This window comes from Spirulina subsalsa PCC 9445, from assembly GCF_000314005.1.
In the GTDB taxonomy this organism is placed as follows: Bacteria; Cyanobacteriota; Cyanobacteriia; order Cyanobacteriales; family Spirulinaceae; genus Spirulina_A; species Spirulina_A subsalsa.
Window position 1 is genome coordinate 746,778 of sequence record NZ_JH980292.1, and the last position, 18,444, is coordinate 765,221.

The following is an 18,444-nucleotide window of genomic DNA, read 5'->3' on the forward strand; positions in this document are numbered from 1 at the left end:
ATTCCCTTAACAGGTAGTGGTGCTATCGTTGCATTATCCGGGAACAACCGGAAAAATGTCGCGTAAATGTATCAGAGCAGCCGTTTTCTAGAAGATTCCCACCAAGAACAAGGGGCGTGTAAAATCACGCCCCTTGTTTCTTCACAATTTAATTCTTCAATAGAAAAATTAAGCTGCAATCAGATAGCCTAGGATAGATCCTAATCTATTCCCCTGCCTCCTCGGAGGCTTCAGTACCTGCTTCCTCGGGGGCTTCGGTGCCTGCTTCCTCGGGGGCTTCGGTGCCTTCAGGCATGGTTTCCTCAGTGGTTTCTCCGGGGGCTTCAGTCCCCTCGGGAGTAGTGGTTTCAGGCTCAGTGCCGCAGGCTGCAACCGCAAACGCTAAACCTAAAGCGAGCAATAATTTGACAAATTTGGACTGGATCATGTGTTTACTCCTCATCAAGCCGGAAAATGAACTCCACCTTAGATTTTAAGGGAAGGTTAAAAAAAATTAAACTGTGGATAAAGATACAGCAAATGTAGCATTTTCTACATTTCTGTTCTCCGTCCAGATGAATGCTCCGCCACCTGCGTTCCGCGAAGTGGGGGTGTCTACAAGGATTTATCCCTTGTGACAAGTGGCATTCTTACCCTGTTGCGGGAACTTTTGCCCACATACACCTCTAAGTCGTTTCCGCTTAGAGTTGTTCAAACCACCATACACAAAAACAAAAATATGTCAAGTTTTTTGAAGCGAGTCAAGCCCTCCCAAAACGAGAAACGTTACAATCCTGCCCTAGGCTGTAAATCCTTGCATAGTCGGGAAATTAGGAGAATTCCTCAACGGGTTATTCCCGTACTAATACGGAGAGAAAACATAACTTTAATTATATTCACCAAGATTTTAAATATTTTTTTAAGATTTAAGACATTTTTGACCAAAAGGGGTGACTTCTGCTTATGTTGGATGTGGGTTAGTATTGGTGACTCATAAACCTTCGCTGCTGGCTCAAGGTCAAGCTCCATGTAGAACAGCAAAATCCCAAACAGCAAAATCCCAGCAGCCATCTTGATCTTCCGAGGGACTTTTCCTATGAAATTTTCATCTCATCTCCTACGTTCAGTCCTACTGACAACATTTTTTAGTTTTGCCGCCCCGATTATTGTCGCTGGAATGCTCCTGATGAGCTTTTGGCTGTTCCAAATGTTGCCTTATGGTCATGATGTAGGGCAACTTTGTATTAATCAGGTTCTCACCTTCTTAGCCGTATTTGGCAACGGTCATCCGGTAGAAGGAAGCATTACTATTGGACTCTGTTGGGGTTTTGTAGGGGCTATGTTTGATTTGTGTACGTTCTATCGCTATCAACATCTTTAGTGTGACACTACATTACTTGTCCTTATATTTCGTGATCCTATCATGAAAATTTTAGTTGTTGAAGATGATCCAGTCACAGGGGACTTTTTGACACGATTATTAACTCAACACCATTATGTAATAGACCGAGCAATAGATGGTCGTAGCGGCTTGGATTTAGCCAGCAGTGCAGACTACGACCTCATTCTGTTGGATTGGTTAATCCCCCATCTTGATGGCCTAACCCTCTGCCGTCGTTTGCGTTCGAGTGGCTACCAAAAGCCCATCTTACTGTTAACATCTAAAACCTCCCATCAGGATGTCGTCGCCGGATTTGAGGCTGGGGCGGATGATTATGTCACCAAACCCTACACCCCCTCAGAACTCCTCGCCCGTATTCGCGCCTTACTCCGACGGGCAGCCCATCCCCTGAACCCCAAAATCCTGCGCTGGGGAGAGCTTTGTTGTAATCCCGCCACCGCAGAAGTCACCTATCAGAATCAACTAATCTCCTTAACCCATAAGGAATATAACGTCTTACAACTTTTCTTAGAAAATCCTCAACGGGTCTATAGTCGGAGTGCCATTATTGATCGGCTGTGGTCAATGGATCATTGTCCGACAGAAAGCGCCGTGACAACACTAATCAAAGAAGTACGCCGTAAATTGCGGGTGGCCGGGCTACCCATTGATCCCATTGACACCTTATATGGTCTGGGCTACCGTTTAAAGCCCCAAGAAGCCGCCCCCCCTATCCCCAATTTATCCACCCTCAAAACCGACAAATTAGCCCGCTTGGTGACGGTTTTAAAGCAGTATCAGGACAGTTTTCATGAGCAGGTACAGCTTTTAGACAAAGCGGCAGAAGCCCTGAAGGACAACACCCTGACTCCAGAATTGCACGAACAGGCCAAAATCAACGCCCACAAACTAGCCGGAAGTCTGGGTACCTTTGGCTATCCGATGGGGTCAGAAATAGCCCGAAAATTAGAGGAACTTCTCGGCCGAGAAACTCCCTATACAGCGCTCGAATCGGTTTATTTTAGTAATCAAGTTACTCAGTTAAAACATATTCTCTGCTGTCCTCCTCGTCTTGATGACGAAACCGGACAATTGCCCACCCCCTTAGTTTTAGTGGTTGATGATGACCTGAACTTAACCAGTCAGTTAATGCGAGAAGCGACCCAGTGGGGGGTGAGAATTGAGACTGTCCAGACCATTGAAGAAGCGCGACAGTGGTTAAAACAACGATTACCCGATGTCATCTTGCTAGATTTAGTCTTTTCCGAAACCGAACAAAATGGCTTGCAATTTTTGGATGAATTAACCCATCGCCTGCCCCAGATTCCGGTGTTAATGTTTACAGTGCGAGGGGGATTAGGCGATCGCATCACCGCCTCCCGTTTAGGCGCGAAAGGCTTTCTCCATAAGCCCATTGCCCTCCCCCAAATCGTCCAAACCATCACCCCCCTCCTTCTCCCCCCCACCAGCACCGATGCTAAAGTGATGATCATGGATGATGATCCCCTCACCCTCAAAACCCTCCGCAGTTTATTGGAACCGTGGGGACTCGAAATTACCACCATTAAGCACCCCGATCAATTTTGGGAAGCCCTCACCCAAACTGCCCCCGATTTATTGATTCTCAACCTAGAAATGACCGTTGTCCAGAGTCTCGAACTCTGCCGCGTTGTGCGTCAAGATGCCGAATGGGGCGATTTACCTATTATCGGCATTACAGATCGTTCACAAGCCCAAGCCATTCAAGAAGTTTTCGCGGCTGGCGTAGATGATTTTATTGGGAAGCCCGTAGTCGGCCCCGAATTAGTGACTCGTGTTCTCATTCGCATTGAACGGATTCAACTCCAGCACCAACTGAAAACCCTACAACATCAAGAAAAACAAAAATTACAATATCAAGCCCGCATTGACGGGTTAACCCAAATCGCCAATCGTCGTCACTTTGAGGAATATTTACAACAAGTTTGGTTACAACATCACCGAGAAAAAGAATCTTGTAGCTTGCTATTAGGGGATCTAGACTACTTCAAACTCTACAACGACACCTACGGTCATTTAGCCGGAGATCGTTGTTTACAAACCGTTGCCCATCTTCTCAATAGCTCCCTAAAGCGCCCCGGTGATTTATTAGCCCGTTACGGAGGAGAAGAATTTGCAATTATATTACCAAAAACCAATTTAACCGGGGCCGTTCGTGTCGCTCAACGCATCCGAGACAAACTCAAAAAAGCCGATATTCCCCATATCAAATCCCCCGTTTGTGATGCCGCCGGAATTCCCTATGGACGGGTAACAATGAGTCTAGGAGTCAGCAGTGGAATCCCTCAAGGAAATCAGTCTTTAGATCAATGGCTGCACATTGTCGATCAGGCCTTATATGAAGCCAAGGCACAAGGAAGAGATCGGTTTGTCTGTCTGCCCTGGTGAAAAGTGATGAGAACTGGTGAGAACTGATGAGAACTGATGAGAAGTAATCAACAGTTTGTGAAAATGTCTGTGAAAATGTCTGTGAAAATTTCGTGAAAATTTCCTAGAGAGAACCGGCTCAGTCTTCCCCTCGTCGCCCCCCTATTCTACCCTGCCCTCCTGAATGGTTACAATCAGAGAATGAATTGCTTCGGTTGTACTCCTCGCCAATTTAGGATTACCGGATGTCCAATATACCAGATGAAACCGCCCAAGCCCTTCGCACGAGTGAAAACAGACTCCGTTTAGTCACCAATGCCTTACCCGTTTGTATTTCCTATATCGATCGAGAATTGCGCTATCAATTTGCGAATCAAACCTATCAAAAATGGTTCGGACGCTCCACTGATGAAATTATCAATCAATACCTCTGGGATGTTATTGGTCAAGTTGCCTATGAAAACATAAAATCTAAGGTTGATCAAGTCTTACAAGGGCAAACGGTAGAATATGAAACAGAAATGGTTTATAGCCCTAATCATATTCGTTATGTTGCCGCTACCCTCGTCCCTGACCTAGGAGAAGATGGTCAGGTCTTGGGGTATTATGCCCTAATTGAAGACCGCTCCAATCAACGCAAAACAGAAGCCGAATTAAAAGACTTAGCGCAACGAATGTTAACGGTGATTGAAACGGTGGGGGAAGGGATTACCCTGAGCAATTTAGGGGGAGAATTTATGATTCTCAACTCTAAATTAGAACAAATTACAGGCTACAGTCGGGAAGAAGTGAGAAGTTTTCAAGACTTCTTGATTTATCTTTATCCGAATCTACAAGAACGACAACGAGTTGCCCAAGAAATTCAAGATGTTTTACGGGTTGGAGTGCGAGAAAATATCGAAACCCAAATTGTTACTAAATCTGGTAAGCGCAAAACTTTATTAGTCTCTACTTCTCGCCTAGAAATCAATAACGAGCCTTGGCTATTGAGTGCCTATCGAGACATTACAGAACGTCAAGTGATTGAATTACAACTACGGGATAGTGAAGCACGATTACAGACCATTGTCAATAACACTTTTGATGGAATTTTAATCGTAGATAGTCAAGGAATTGTACGCTTTGCTAATCCGGCCGTTACCCGTTTATTTAATAAATCCATTGAGCAAATTATGGGGAGTGAATTGGGTCGTCCTATTGTAGTAGGAGGTTCAGCAGAAATTGAGCTACATTCTCGGGGTCAAGAAGTCAAATATGCAGAAATGACGGTGGCTGAGGCGCAATGGGAAGGGGAGAATGTTTACATTGTTTCCTTACGAGATATTAGTGAGCGAAAACAGGCTGAACGAGCTTTACGCGAGAGTGAGGAACGGTTTCGTCGGGCTTTTCGCGACTCTGCTATTGGTATGGCATTAGTGACAATTGAGGGGGAATTTTTGCGGGTCAATCGTTCTTTATGTGAAATTTTAGGCTATAGTGAAGCGGAGTTTAGCCACTTAACCTTAAAAGGGATTACTCACCCAGAAGATTGGTCAATGAGTGAGTGTTATCAACAGCAAATTATCCGGGGAGAAATTCGCTACTATCAACAAGAAAAGCGGTATTTTAATCGGCACGGTCAAGCGGTTTGGGTGTTGGTTTCTGCGTCTTTGGTGCGAGATAGTGAGGGACAGCCTTTATATTTGATTGCCCAAGTGCAAGATATTAGTGAACAACGGGCAATTGACCAGATGAAACATGAATTTATTTCTGTGGTCAGTCATGAGTTACGCACGCCTTTGACGGCCATTGAGGGGGCTTTAGGGTTATTAGCAACGGGGATTTATAACAATAAACCGGAGAAAGCCCAACGAATGTTAGAAATTGCCCGGACAGATTGCGATCGCCTTGTCCGCTTGGTCAATGATATCCTGAGCTTGGAACGCTTGGACTCGGGACAGTTTCAGTTAGAGATGGCCTCCTGTTCCGTGGCCCACTTAATGAAACAGTCCGTCGAGGTGATGCAGGCGATCGCCAGTACAGTTCCCATTACCCTGACCACCCAACCCCTAGAGGCTCAAGTTTGGGCTGAGGCTGACTCCATTTTACAAACCCTAACCAACCTCTTGAACAATGCCATCAAATTTTCCCCACCCCATACCACCGTTACTGTCTCAGCCCAAGATTATGGGGCCAGCATCTGTTTTTGTGTCCAAGATCAAGGGCGTGGCATCCCCCCCGATAAACTACACAGCATTTTCCGCCGTTTCCAACAAGTGGATGTGTCCGATGCCCGTCAAAAAGGAGGCACAGGATTAGGACTTGCCATCTGTCAGAAAATTATTGAACAACACGGAGGACGAATTTGGGCAGAAAGTCAACTAGGACAAGGAACTTGTTTTTATTTCACCCTGCCTAAAGCTTAGGTTTTACTCTTTATTTTTGCGAGTGTCAACCGCAAAAAATAATAAAAAAAAACCTTAATTTTACTCGAATAGATGAAGATTTTCAATTGTTTTGTGATATCATGAAAAAATCCAATATTTTGGAAAATTTTGACCATGATTGATCCTAACTTAATTGCTAAAATACCTGACGAATTCGCCGAAGTTAAACCGTTTTTAGAAAATAATTTACTGCCTTATATCGCCATAACCTGCCACGACCAGGGCTGGATTAGCGGTTCTGAACCAGACTTATTGAAACCTTGGGAGACAAAACTAGGGGGATATCCTTATTTACCCAAAGGAATGGACTACCCCAAAGATGCAGAAACCAATCGGCTTTTAATGTTTTTAGGTCAGATTGACTGCGCTGATGTGCCGGAATTGCCTGGTTTCAACTTTCCTAAACAGGGACTTTTACAATTTTACACAGGATACATCGTTCCCATGGGACAGTGGGAGTCCACACAACATTACATTCGTTACTTTCCAGAGATTTCTAAAGACGAAGGGGAATTAATCACAGATTTTAGTTTTCTGGCAGAAGAACGAAGTTATAATGAGTGGTATGATCATGTTTATCGCTTAAGTTTCTCTCTGGAGTCTGATGTTTTCTTAGACTATCGTAGCGGTTTTTCGGTGTTTCATCCCTTAGACGAACCCGAAAATCTGCCGAACTGGGAGGAATTTTATTATGAGTGGTTTTATGAACAAGAGGAACACATGGCACTCAAAGGAAATGGGAAATTAGGGGGATATCCTGAAGTTCATTCCTATGTGCCGGAGACACTAGATAAGGCGGAAGGTCAGCTTTTATTAGAATTAGATCATCCCGATGATGATGGGGGGTTTTTCTACTTTTTTATTGACCCTGAAAAATTAAGTCAGCTAGATTTTAGTGAGGTTAGTTCTTATTTAGTAGCTGTTTAATTGGCTCTTTCTTAAGAAAAAATAGTGCTTTAGGTTTATTTTTGAAGGTGTGACAAACTGAATGGATAAGCCCTCCAGGAGAGCTTATCCATGACAGCACAAATAGCCACTCGATTAAGCCAAAGAATGATCTACAAACTTCTTAATTTCTTGGGTAAACTTAGCCGTAGAAAAAAGCTCTTTTCGCGCCGCTAATTTAGCCAACATTTCTTTCTCTTTCGCCTCGTCACTTAAAACAGCCACAATCTGCTTGACAGCTTCTTCAGGACGGTCAAATAATAACTCATCATTTTCCGGTCCAATAATCTCAATTTGTCCCCCTCCTTTGCGACGAGCAAAGGTGAGAGCTCCCGCTTTCACCATCTCCGCCACAGAAATCCCGAAGGGTTCTTTTTTGTAGTGAATACCGTATTTACACCGGGTCAAAACTTTTTTGTAGTCCTCATAGGGTAAGTTTTCATACAGTGTCACCCAGTCGGAATTTTGATCAATCATTTTCTGGAGAAAGCGCCGATAATCTACCGCATAAGTTCCCCCCCCTCCTCCAGTCAGATATAGCTTCACATCAAAGCCTTGTGCGCGCACTTCCTTTAAAATTTCAATCACCCGATGGGGTTCTTTCGGTCGAGTTAAACGACCACTACAAATAAAGGCATATTCTTTAGTTTCCCAAGGAATATCCTGCACTTCCAAAACCACGGGAGGATAAATTACTGTTGACTCTATCCCATAGGTTTGTTTAACTTTATCGGCAACAAAACCAGAGTTAGCAATTGAGTAGTTATTCTTCAAATTTTCGTAAGATAACTTAGAAACTCTGTTATAAATTTTGTTATCATCTAAGACTTTAACCCAGTGAATATACTGGATGTCTTTGCCTCCCATATCAATGGCATTATAAGTTGAGATCGCTAAATCATACTCTGAACGATGAGCTTTTAATTTACGAATAATAAGATGATAGCTAAAAATCTTGAAATTCCAATTATTCGCCACTAAAAAAGTTGTAAACTTGCTCAACCTGTCTGGGATAAGTGCATTTATTTTTAACTTTTCTGGCTCAATTTCTGTCCCATACATAGCATTTAAATAACGGACATCAATATTGACTAAAGTAAATAAAGTTAAGTCATAGTTGTCTTTTAATGCTTGGGCAATCCATAGCGCAACGGCTTCAGCACCTCCTCCTAAAAAAAGGGGGTAAAACAAAGCAACTTTTTTTTGTTTTTCAGATGAATTCATGTTGATATTTTGCGAAGGTAAGCTAAAGGACACGGGTATTATTATCAGTAACCGAGTTGTTTGATCACATCTTCTAGAATCGTTGCCATACAGTTAACGCTATAATGGTCAACGCATCTTTCCCTAGCACGACTTCCCGCTAAGATGGCTTGATCATAATGGTCAAAAATCCACTGAATTTTATCAGCGATTTGTTCTGGAGATTCAGGATCAACTAAAAACCCGGTATCTGATAATAATTTTGGAATATCGCCCACTCGTGTAGCTAGAATAGGTTTTGCCATTGACATCCCATCCGTCAGTTTTAAAGGGAATTGAGCTTGAGTGACAGGGGTATCCCGTTGAGGTACGACAACAATATGAGCAGCCGCTACAATTTCCGGCATTTCTACTGCTGGAAATTGGGGGAGATTGATTAACCATTTTCCCCATTTTTTTTGTAATTTCTGCTCATAGTCATCGTAGGGACTCCCTCCAACAATTACCAGCCTTAAATCTTCTTGATTTAATTGATCAAGTGCCATCAGAACATCTTCTACCCCTTTATAGGGACGAGGCGCTCCCGGGAACATTAAAATACGATAATTTTGTAAATTATATTTAACTCGACTTTTTTCTACATCATAGTTTTCTGGATTAAATAAGTCTGTATCTTTACCATTAGGAATATAAATCCCCCCAAAACGGGATTTAAGAAATTCCGTATGAACAGTAATTAGATCAGCAGAAGATACCGTTTTTTCCATCCACTTTAAATAAACACGATGATCGGGAAAACGCAATGCTCCATCGGGCTTAATAATATCTCTAGCGAGTTGTCTAAAATTTTCTGGATACTTGAATTTATCTCCTCCCTGCCATCCTAACTCCCAATCATCAATATCTAAAATAAGGGGTTTCTTTCTGATTTTTTTACTCCATAATGCTACGCCAAAACTTGTTACTTTTGGCCGTAGTGCATAGAGAATATCTCCAGTAATCTCTCCCATTAATTGGCGGGCTGATTGCAGGAAGTTAGGGTAATTTTTGCCCTTTATGGCTTTAATCTGAAAGGGCAATGAAGAAGTATCTGGAAAGTTATCGCCAAAAACGAATCCTAAAATTTCTACTTCATGTCCTAGTTTTTCTAGGGCTTGAGCTAGTAAAAAGGTGCGGACTGCTCCTCCCCATCTTCCGGCTCCACTGGTGGAAATGTCACTCACAATAATAGAAATCTTTAACTTTTTTGCAGAATGGTAAACCATCATGTGCAGACCATTAAGTTTGATAAACTGGGATCTAGAATCATCCTAATATAAAGAGAGAACTCTAAGTATCCATGGTAGTCTCTTCATCGACCAGAGAAACATTAAGTTCTTGTGATCAGATGGGAGCGATACTTGTTTACACGCTAAGACTCTAGGCTGTCTTCCCTTTTTCTGCTTGAGCAACATTCGTCATTCGTGAAGGATGTTACTGAATACAAGGGACTCCTTGCTATATTGGTGCTTGAATGGACATCTCACCAATATTCTATTCTCAAGATCCTGATTATGCCTGATCCTGTATCACTGTTACATCGTATCAAACGAAAAACCTTGAATCAACTGCGGTCGTGGTTTGATCGATCCGATCCTGAAGCTTGTGGTCCGACGGGACTGGCGAAAAACTGGATAAGTTATCAAGATTATTGTCAACAAGAAGGGACTTGGTATCTTGTCTATCCGAGTTTGTCTTGTTACTGGGACAAAAATCGAAGTCATAACTGGGGGAAGCTGTCGGTTGATTTTACCAAAAATCTGCGATCGCACATTCCAGAAACTGGAGTCCTGGAAATTCCCAAGGGTCAGGTCATGGATATTCAGGGTTACACCCTGACAGGAAACGATTTTTTCCTCCCTGATTTATCTTACCATCGGAATCGGCTGGAGTATGCTCATTTACCCTCTGTAAAGTACCCCATTGAGAAGATTGAGGGAACTTGTTTCTCCTTGATGACCAATGCCTCGAATAATTACTGTCATTTTTTGCTAGATTCTTTGACCCGTCTGCATCTCTTTGAGAAGGCCGGATTTTCTTTAGATCAGGTCGATTGGATTTTAGCACCTAAACCGATTTCTGAAAATGCTTGGAATATTTTTCGACAACTCGGAATTAACGAATCGAAGTGTATTTGGTCTGAACGCCAACGAGGAATTCAAGCGGATCGCCTAATCGCAACAACTCACCCCGGTCTACAAGCACACTATCCCCGTTGGGTTGTAGATTTCATGCAGCAGCGCGTTAAACTAGAGCCAAGTCAGCCTCAACGTCGCTTGTACATACCGCGTAAAACTGGGACTCGTAAGATTGCCAATGAATCAGAACTTTATCCTCTGCTGAAAAAATATGGCTTTGAGTTATACAATCCTGACCAAGAACCCTATCAACCTCAAGTCTTCCATGAAGCCGCGATTATTGTTGCACCTCATGGCGCAGCCTTGACTAATCTGGTCTTTTGTCAACCGGGAACTAAGCTCTTAGAATTAATGTCGGCAGGACATTTAAAGCCGTACTTTTTCGCACTTTCTCAGGTGATCGGTTTAGAACATCACTATATTGTAGGCGCTACAACAGAGCCACTACCAAAACGTCGGGGTCTATGCAAGTTTGATTTTACAATTGAGCCGTCCTTATTAAATAAAGCTTTAGCCGAATTAGTCAGTTGACTCCTCCCACCGTTAAGCTCCTCTCGTCGCTATAACGGAGGTCTTCACCCCGACATTCCAAACAACACAGCTTTAAGTTGTCACGCTTTTAACAAAAATGTTGCGGAATTCCCCTTCCTCGCTTGCAGGGACCGGATGGACTTGACCACTAACTCCCAAAGCGAAAACCAAGCTAAAAAGGGCTGTGTTGCAAGAGAAAATTTGGGTCTTAGGAACTAGGACTTCTGCCTAGGGAGGGAAGATAAGACTCGCTATATTTCGGTATAGAAAGCACTTCCCATTGAATCAGGAAGCTCCATCCTCGCGCCTCGGCAGGGTGGGGTAGTTCACTCAATTGATTTTGCACCATGTTCCTCAAAGTAAGAGAGGGTTTTGAGCAGTCCAAGGGCGGCCGCGTAGGATTCTTCAATCAATTCTTGTTTCTCTTCTGGAGTGTCTACAAGGTCATCGGTGGCTAGTTGTAGGCTGCCTAACATAGCATTGAGACTGGTGCGCACTTCGTAGGAAAGACGGGTGCGGAGTTCGTGGGAGGCGCGGATAGAAGCCCGAATTAAAGCCGCATTGGTGGGAAGAACCACTTTTTTGGCTTTTTTCTTGCCAAACTGCATGGCGTGAAGATTGGCATATTGTCCATTCATGGCTAAGAGTTCTTCATGATTGCCAAATTCCACGACCCGGCCTTTTTCCATCACAGCAATTTTATAAGCTTGCTGGACGGTGGAGAGACGGTGGGCAATCACAAGAGTGGTGCGATCGCGGCATAATTCATCAATGGCTTCCTGTACGAGCCGTTCCGATACCGTATCCAAGGCGCTGGTGGCTTCATCTAAAATCAGAATATCGGGATCTCGTAACAGGGCGCGAGCAATGGCAATCCGTTGTCGTTGTCCCCCAGAAAGCATTACGCCGCGATCGCCAATATCCGTATCAAACCCATTGGATAATTCCATAATAAAATCATAGGCATTAGCTCGTTTAGCCGCCATGATGATTTCCTCTTTCGTAGCATCTTCCTTGCCATAGGAGATATTGTAAGCAATCGTGTTATTAAACAAAAACGTATCCTGACTCACCACACCCATAGAGCGTCTCAGGTCGTACATATTAAAATCTTTCAGATCAATACCATCCAAAGTAATCCGACCTTCAATCGGGTCATAATATCGTGGCACTAAATCCACTAAGGTTGATTTTCCCGCTCCAGAAGACCCCACCAATGCCACCGTTTTCCCCTTCGGCACCCATAAGTTAATGTCATTAAGAACCCTGTCATTACTACCGGGATAGGCAAAACTAACATTCTCAAAGCGAATCCCCTCTTTAATTGGGCTGTAAGGATGTTCTCCATTACCCATGATGGGCTTGTTGTCTCGATTCAGGAAATGGGCAATAATTTCAGCACTTGGAGCGGCATTAGCAAAACGACTACGGTTATTGTTTAACTGACCAATAAAAGGAATCAGACGAAATAGGGTGACTAGATAAATTAACAGAATAGTAGAAAGAGCTTCTAGTTGTTCTGAAAACAAATAGCGACCGACCACAACAATAGCCAAAATAGTCAAAATCCCTAAGCACTCATTCAAGGGAGAAATGGCGGCGAAAGTAGCTTGAGATTTTAATTCCGCTTCCTCTCGTTCTTTAATCAGTCCCTTAATTATATTATATTCTGCTTCTTCCGTACTAACGGTTTTAATTAAACGAATACCAGATAAAATTTCAAGTAGTTTTCGAGTATATTGAGCGGATCGATCTGATAAAATTTTACCATATTTTTTAGCACTCATGATTAAGTATTGATTACTCAGTGCAACCAGAGCGAGTAATACAGTAGAAATTAAGGTTAATTGCCAAGATAAAGAAACTAAAATAGCCGCAAAAACTAAAATTGTGATGGCAACCGTTAGCATTTCAATAGCAATCTTAATTGAACTAATTGCTCGGGTTACTTCCTGATTAATATAGTTGACAATATCACCCAACTTAGTTTTACTGAAGTAATCTAAGTCAATTTCTAGTAAAAGTCTCACCCCCTGAAGGCGCATATTAGTAATTAAGGAGCGATTTAAATATGAACTGACAATAGTCGTTAAATAAAGGGCTACATTTTTTAGTAAAATTGCCAAGAAGACTGAGAAAATCATGGCAATGAATTTAAAATCGCCCGGAAATCTTTCAAAAAATAACATCAGTTGCTGAAGGGCAGCGGGACCCCGTTGTAAGAGGCCTGTATCTTGCCCCAAGAATCCTAGGAGTAAGGGGACAATTAAGGCTGTACTAATACCATTAAAAATTGCTCCAGAAAAACCTAAGACAATGGTCAAAACCATTAAGATTGGGTACTGGAGAGCAAATTTTAGTAAAAGTTGATTGGGATTCATAAATCCAGGATTCTATGGCTGTAGGGATCTAAAGGAGAACCGGGTGGATTGTTACCACTGACGCAACTCCCCCATCAATTTTAGTCGCTAGAGAGGTGAGTGGAACATTAATTTCTAGCAAAGTGCCGCCACTGCACCAATCCATCCTCCTAGAATAACCAAGGATCAATCCAATCCATAACGATTAGATTGATCCTCATGGTGGGTTCAACTGGGCGAATGCTTTAAAAGTCCACGATTTCAGGGATTTACCCAACCGGAAAATCTAGGGACAGACAGTCCGCCTAAACCGTTTCTTCAGAATTAGCGTCAACGGCGACTTGATCAGAACTAGGTAGTTCCAAACAATAACCAGCCCCGTACACCGTTTTAATATATTGGGGATGACGAGGGTCCGGTTCTAGTTTTGTTCTCAAGTGGCGAATATGAACCCGAATGGTTTCAATATCATCATTGGGATCATATCCCCAAACTTCTTTGAGAATTTCACTGGGGGATACGGTTTGTCCGTGACGCTGGAGAAGACAGTGTAATAATTCAAATTCCAAATGGGTGAGCTTGACGGTCTTGTTAAACCAAATCGCCTCAAACCGTTCTGGAATCAGGGTTAACGGTCCATAATTTAGGATTTCAGCGTGTTTGGCCGCTTGAGGGATACGGTCAGTCCGACGGAGTAAAGCCCGCACTCGTGCTAGCATTTCTTCGAGTTCAAAGGGCTTTGTCATGTAGTCATCTGCACCAGCATTGAATCCACCCACTTTATCTTGAGTTTGATCTAAAGCGGTGAGCATCAGGACTGGAATATCTGCTGTCCGTTCGTCTCGACGCAACCGTTGACAAACTGTAAAACCATCAACTTTGGGGAGCATTAAGTCCAGCATAATCAAGTCAGGTTGCAGTTGAACGGCAAGGGCCTGACCTTTTACTCCATCACTGGCTAAGTTAACATCATAGCCAGCCATTTCTAAATTAATGGAGACAAGTTCTGAAATAGCGGGATCATCGTCAATGACCAAGATTCGGGGCATGACCAGAGAATATTAGCGACTGCTGTATTTGTGGATTTGTTACGGTTCTCTAAGAACTGTAAGGGTTAGATTAAGAAATCTGTATTGATTATAAAGGGTAATTCTCAATTCGGTCGCACTCAGGGGAGTTTTTTTGGCTGCTTTGATACAAAGGGGTGGGTTTGTCAAGGGGCAGTTTATTAAAGATTGCAACAGCCTGTTAACCCTTAGTAAATCTGGGTTTCAGGCGAGTGCCGTTCGGCAAAAGTCCCGGGGGAATCTGCGGAGGATTCCGGGTTGGGGGTTTTTCTTGACACCAGGAACAGAATTTTAGTCTTTATACTTTTATAAGATTTCTGAGACAGTTCTCTTTGTCTCTTAACATAACTTTATCAACATATGATTAAATCGAATTATCAAGTGCCTTGGTATTTACGGCAGGGATTAGTCCATACGCTTTGGGCGAGTAAGCGCTATGGGAAACGCTGGGAAGAACAGGGGGAACAGGCAGCTTGGTTGCGGCGGTTTCCGCCCATGATTTGGCGAGAGAAGGTGTTTACGGGGGCGGATGATGTGCCGTTGTGGGGGGTGTGGAGTTGTCCCCCTCGGGCAAAGGGGACGCTGATTATCACCTATGGAATCACGGGGACGGTAGAACAGGCTTGGTATGCTCAGACCTTGGCACGCAAGGCCTATGAACAGGGGTGGGCAGTCTTGCTCTATGATTGGCGGTTTCATGGCAAGACGGCGGAACTGTCTGGGGTGCCTTGTTCCGATGGTTGGCGGGAAGGTTGGGATCAGGTGCGACTGGCGGAACAGTTGGTAGAGTTGGGTTGTCCTCCTTTTGTGGGTTTGGTGGGGTTTTCTTTGGGGGGACAGTTGGCGTTGTGGGGGTTAAAGGCGGCGGAGTGGGAAAAAAGCCGTTTGATTGGTTTTGGGGCGGTTTTATGTCCGGCGTTGGAGTCGAATCGTTCTCTGACTTGGCTGCAAACAACGTGGGTAGGACGGCGGATTGAGCGGGTTTTAACGGAGGAGTTAAGGGCTTTTGTCGCTCAACAGTGTGGGTTTCATGGTCGAGGGGGCGCTTCCTTACCGGAACACCTGTCGCCGGACGTTGTGAACCGGATTGATTCCATCATGGGCTTTGATCGGGAAATTGTTATTAATTATTACGGGTTTCCCTCGGTGAGGGATTACTATGAACAAACAAGTGGTTTGTATTTGCTCGATCAAATTCGACAACCGTATTTAGTGATTTATGCGGCGGATGATCCAATGTTTGAGCCGGATTTAGTGCCGGAGATAGAAGCGCGCATGGCGGGGCATCCAGACGGGACATTGTTACTCACAACTCACGGGGGTCATCTGGGTCATTTGACTGATCCTACCCCCCAAGAGGACGAGTTTTGGGGTTTGAATCGCTTGTTAGAATTCTCTCAACACCAATGGGAGCAGCAAGTGGGACAACGAGGACTACTCCATCAGTTAACTGTGAACAGTTAATATTCCTGATTGGGTGATTCCTGTTTACTGATTACCAGAAATGTGGCATGGGCAAGTTTTACTGGCTTGAGGAGATCGAGCCAACCGAGGTAAATTTAGTCGGGGAAAAAGCTCTCGCCCTGAGTCAATTGGGACGTTTGGGCTATCCTATTGTGCCGGGTTTTGTGATTCCCACTACGACGCTCAAGGCTTTTTTAAAACGTCTCGGAGAGTCAGAACCCCTGTTAGTGGATTTAGCCGATTCTTCCCTCTATGTGGATGTGGATGATTACCAAGCCTTGCAAAAATTGACCCGCCATATTCGGGTGGCTATTTCGGCCACTGCTTTAGAAGTGGATTGGTTAGAGGATTTGAGTCAGGAAATTAAGAAGTTGGGGACTCCGACGTTGATTATACGTCCCTCGGTGACGATTCCCCAAAAGCGGGAGGAACATCTACATGGGGTGTTAATGGCTCAAGTTTGCAGGAATGATCCCAAGGCTTTGGAAAGGGCGATTAAGCAAGTATGGGCGGATTTGTTCTCGGCGAAAAGTTTGTTTTATCGGCAACGAATGGCGATCGCACGTTTACCCGTTCACTGTGCCTTATTAGTCCAACCCCTCTGGAAGGTAGTGGCATCGGGCACCCTGACGACCAATGAACAAACCTGGTCTATCCAATCGAGTTGGGGACTAGGACAGAGTTGGGTACGGGGAGAAGTGGATCCCGATACCTATTCGATTAAAGCGAATCAAGGCATCTTAACCGCTAAACACCTCGGCCATAAAACCCGAGCCTACGAGATTCTAGCTCCATCTGAAAGCCGGACTAACCCCTTAGATGTGATTGCCCTCACAGAAGCCCAACAAAATGACTATGCGTTAGACTATCAAAACCTACAGGATTTAATTGAACTGTCTCGTCGTCTGCTAGAGGAGGGAAAACAGCATTTCTCCCTAGAATGGATTCTCTGTTCTGAGCAAGACAAGTTACAGCTATATTTGACTCAATTCACCCCAGAACGCACCCCCTATTTTCGCCCTCCTCCTATGGCTCTAGAACAGTCATCGGTTCTAGTGACCGGGATGCCTGCTTCTCCGGGGCGGGTGATTGCTCCGGCAATGGTCATTTTCCCCAACCAAAAACCTCGACCCGCCATTCCCCCCGGTTCTATTTTAGTAACACAGGGGTTAACCTCGGATTGGTTGCCCTTGCTTCAGCATTCCATCGGCATTGTGTTAGAAACCGGGGGAATGACCAGTCATGGGGCAATCATAGCCCGAGAATTAGGGATTCCTGCCTTGGTGGGGGCTACCCAGGCTACCCACCAAATTCAAACGGGAGAATTAATCTTGTTAGATGCCACTCGGGGTGAGGTGTATCGCTATACGGGAAACTCTGACCCTTTAGAGGAGCCGGAGAACCCAGAAACAGAGGGGCATTTTCCCCTTGTACTCCGGGGAAATCCCTCTCCACGAACTGAAGAGTCGGATGAGGCGGAACATGACTGGATTGGAACGCAATTGTGGGTGAATGTCAGTCAACCAGATTTAGCGGAAGAAGTGGCACAATGTCGGGTGGATGGGGTGGGTTTGTTGCGGGCTGAGATGATGATGATGGGGTTGCTGCATCAACAATCTTTAGCCCAGTGGTTGGCAGATCCCCAAGCCTTAGTCGATGGGCTTCGTCAAGGTTTGGAACGGTTCGCCGCCGCCTTTAAGCCCCGTCCGATTTTTTATCGCACGACGGACTGGCGTTTCCCGGAATATCCGGCTTTGGGGGAGAATTGGCAGGGGGGGGCGAATCCCTTAATGGGGTTACGGGGGACTTATCACTATCAGTTCCATCCGGCCTTGTTTGAGGCGGAATTAAAGGCATTACAAGCGATTCAGGGGCGTTATGGAAATTTTCGGGTGATTTTGCCTTTTGTGCGCAGTGTGGCGGAATTTCGGTATTGTCGCGATCGCCTCGCGGAAATAGGATTATTGCGATCGCCCACCTTCCAACTTTGGATTATGGCCGAGGTGCCTTCGGTGTTATTCCTCCTTGGGGACTATATTGAGGCCGGGGTGCAGGGTATTGCCATTGGCACCAATGACTTAAGCCAGTTATTACTAGGAGTAGACCGGGAAAACCCTCCACTGGCTCAGTTTTATGATCAAGATGCCACGGCCTTAAAACGGATGTTGCAACAGTTAATTACCCAAGCCCACACCTATCAGATTCCCTGTTCTATTTGTGGGCAAGGGGTGTTAGAAATTCCTGACTTCGTGGATCATTTGGTGCAATGGGGGGTGACAGCCCTTTCTGTAGAACCCCATGCCATTGAGTCTACCTATCAAACCCTAGCCCGGGCTGAAAAACGTTTACTCTTAGCGGCTGCCCGGGTGACTAAAGCTAATGGGCAATCTTGACTTCTAACAGCGAGAAAGTGCAAGGTTTTAGGGATAAAGAATCAAACCTGTCAACGCTTGTATCGCAGGAGTCCGGGAGATTAGGACATCGAACGTGTTTTTATCGGCAAAA

Annotated in this window: 13 protein-coding genes; 7 read left to right on the top strand and 6 right to left on the bottom strand. The window is 44.4% G+C overall.

The features are described 5' to 3' along the window. Positions 1-205: 205 nt before the first annotated feature. On the bottom strand, positions 206-427 hold the full coding sequence (locus SPI9445_RS24260; RefSeq protein WP_017303401.1) for a hypothetical protein: 222 nt from the start codon (positions 425-427) through the stop codon (positions 206-208). Between the two features lie 395 nt (positions 428-822). Then, the gene (locus tag SPI9445_RS0103830; RefSeq protein WP_017303402.1) at positions 823-1,050 is read right to left on the bottom strand and encodes a hypothetical protein; all 228 of its coding nucleotides are present in this window, start codon (positions 1,048-1,050) and stop codon (positions 823-825) included. A 25-nt stretch (positions 1,051-1,075) separates the two neighbouring features. Between SPI9445_RS0103830 and SPI9445_RS0103835 the strand changes: the two genes are divergently transcribed. The 4 genes from SPI9445_RS0103835 to SPI9445_RS0103855 all read left to right on the top strand — a co-directional run bounded on the left by SPI9445_RS0103835 (position 1,076) and on the right by SPI9445_RS0103855 (position 7,119). Beyond that, on the top strand, positions 1,076-1,360 hold the full coding sequence (locus SPI9445_RS0103835; protein ID WP_017303403.1) for a hypothetical protein: 285 nt from the start codon (positions 1,076-1,078) through the stop codon (positions 1,358-1,360). Positions 1,361-1,402: 42 nt separating this feature from the next. Continuing rightward, entirely contained in the window at positions 1,403-3,787 is a 2,385-nt protein-coding gene (locus tag SPI9445_RS0103840; RefSeq protein WP_017303404.1) for a response regulator, read from the top strand. Between the two features lie 224 nt (positions 3,788-4,011). After that, positions 4,012-6,171 (top strand): PAS domain S-box protein, encoded by a 2,160-nt coding sequence (locus SPI9445_RS24265; RefSeq protein ID WP_017303405.1) that lies wholly within the window; start codon positions 4,012-4,014, stop codon positions 6,169-6,171. 135 nt (positions 6,172-6,306) lie between these two features. Further along, positions 6,307-7,119, top strand: coding sequence for a DUF1963 domain-containing protein (locus SPI9445_RS0103855; protein ID WP_017303407.1), 813 nt, complete (start codon positions 6,307-6,309; stop codon positions 7,117-7,119). A 114-nt stretch (positions 7,120-7,233) separates the two neighbouring features. Here SPI9445_RS0103855 and SPI9445_RS0103860 read toward each other — a convergent pair whose 3' ends face one another. Then, positions 7,234-8,394, bottom strand: coding sequence for a glycosyltransferase (locus SPI9445_RS0103860; RefSeq protein WP_202803633.1), 1,161 nt, complete (start codon positions 8,392-8,394; stop codon positions 7,234-7,236). A gap of 11 nt (positions 8,395-8,405) precedes the next feature. Continuing rightward, complete coding sequence (locus SPI9445_RS0103865) at positions 8,406-9,608, bottom strand: glycosyltransferase family 4 protein (protein WP_017303409.1); 1,203 nt, start codon at positions 9,606-9,608, stop codon at positions 8,406-8,408. Positions 9,609-9,893: 285 nt separating this feature from the next. Here SPI9445_RS0103865 and SPI9445_RS0103870 point away from each other — a divergent pair, with 285 nt between their 5' ends. Further along, the gene (locus SPI9445_RS0103870) at positions 9,894-11,048 is read left to right on the top strand and encodes a glycosyltransferase family 61 protein (protein WP_017303410.1); all 1,155 of its coding nucleotides are present in this window, start codon (positions 9,894-9,896) and stop codon (positions 11,046-11,048) included. A gap of 326 nt (positions 11,049-11,374) precedes the next feature. Here SPI9445_RS0103870 and SPI9445_RS0103875 read toward each other — a convergent pair whose 3' ends face one another. Beyond that, the gene (locus tag SPI9445_RS0103875) at positions 11,375-13,429 is read right to left on the bottom strand and encodes an ABC transporter ATP-binding protein (protein WP_017303411.1); all 2,055 of its coding nucleotides are present in this window, start codon (positions 13,427-13,429) and stop codon (positions 11,375-11,377) included. Between the two features lie 284 nt (positions 13,430-13,713). Beyond that, positions 13,714-14,457, bottom strand: a complete 744-nt coding sequence (locus SPI9445_RS0103880; RefSeq protein ID WP_017303412.1) for a response regulator transcription factor — start codon at positions 14,455-14,457, stop codon at positions 13,714-13,716. Positions 14,458-14,835: 378 nt separating this feature from the next. Between SPI9445_RS0103880 and SPI9445_RS0103885 the strand changes: the two genes are divergently transcribed. Continuing rightward, the gene (locus tag SPI9445_RS0103885; protein ID WP_017303413.1) at positions 14,836-15,939 is read left to right on the top strand and encodes a YheT family hydrolase; all 1,104 of its coding nucleotides are present in this window, start codon (positions 14,836-14,838) and stop codon (positions 15,937-15,939) included. A 47-nt stretch (positions 15,940-15,986) separates the two neighbouring features. After that, positions 15,987-18,332 (top strand): putative PEP-binding protein, encoded by a 2,346-nt coding sequence (locus tag SPI9445_RS0103890; RefSeq protein ID WP_017303414.1) that lies wholly within the window; start codon positions 15,987-15,989, stop codon positions 18,330-18,332. Positions 18,333-18,444: the final 112 nt, after the last annotated feature.

Bases quoted from the DNA above. Each gene is read 5' to 3' on its own strand.
- SPI9445_RS24260 (WP_017303401.1), bottom strand. From the start codon at position 427: ATGATCCAGTCCAAATTTGTCAAATTATTGCTCGCTTTAGGTTTAGCG.
- SPI9445_RS0103830 (WP_017303402.1), bottom strand. From the start codon at position 1,050: ATGGCTGCTGGGATTTTGCTGTTTGGGATTTTGCTGTTCTACATGGAG.
- SPI9445_RS0103835 (WP_017303403.1), top strand. From the start codon at position 1,076: ATGAAATTTTCATCTCATCTCCTACGTTCAGTCCTACTGACAACATTT.
- SPI9445_RS0103840 (WP_017303404.1), top strand. From the start codon at position 1,403: ATGAAAATTTTAGTTGTTGAAGATGATCCAGTCACAGGGGACTTTTTG.
- SPI9445_RS24265 (WP_017303405.1), top strand. From the start codon at position 4,012: ATGTCCAATATACCAGATGAAACCGCCCAAGCCCTTCGCACGAGTGAA.
- SPI9445_RS0103855 (WP_017303407.1), top strand. From the start codon at position 6,307: ATGATTGATCCTAACTTAATTGCTAAAATACCTGACGAATTCGCCGAA.
- SPI9445_RS0103865 (WP_017303409.1), bottom strand. From the start codon at position 9,608: ATGATGGTTTACCATTCTGCAAAAAAGTTAAAGATTTCTATTATTGTG.
- SPI9445_RS0103870 (WP_017303410.1), top strand. From the start codon at position 9,894: ATGCCTGATCCTGTATCACTGTTACATCGTATCAAACGAAAAACCTTG.
- SPI9445_RS0103875 (WP_017303411.1), bottom strand. From the start codon at position 13,429: ATGAATCCCAATCAACTTTTACTAAAATTTGCTCTCCAGTACCCAATC.
- SPI9445_RS0103880 (WP_017303412.1), bottom strand. From the start codon at position 14,457: ATGCCCCGAATCTTGGTCATTGACGATGATCCCGCTATTTCAGAACTT.
- SPI9445_RS0103885 (WP_017303413.1), top strand. From the start codon at position 14,836: ATGATTAAATCGAATTATCAAGTGCCTTGGTATTTACGGCAGGGATTA.
- SPI9445_RS0103890 (WP_017303414.1), top strand. From the start codon at position 15,987: ATGGGCAAGTTTTACTGGCTTGAGGAGATCGAGCCAACCGAGGTAAAT.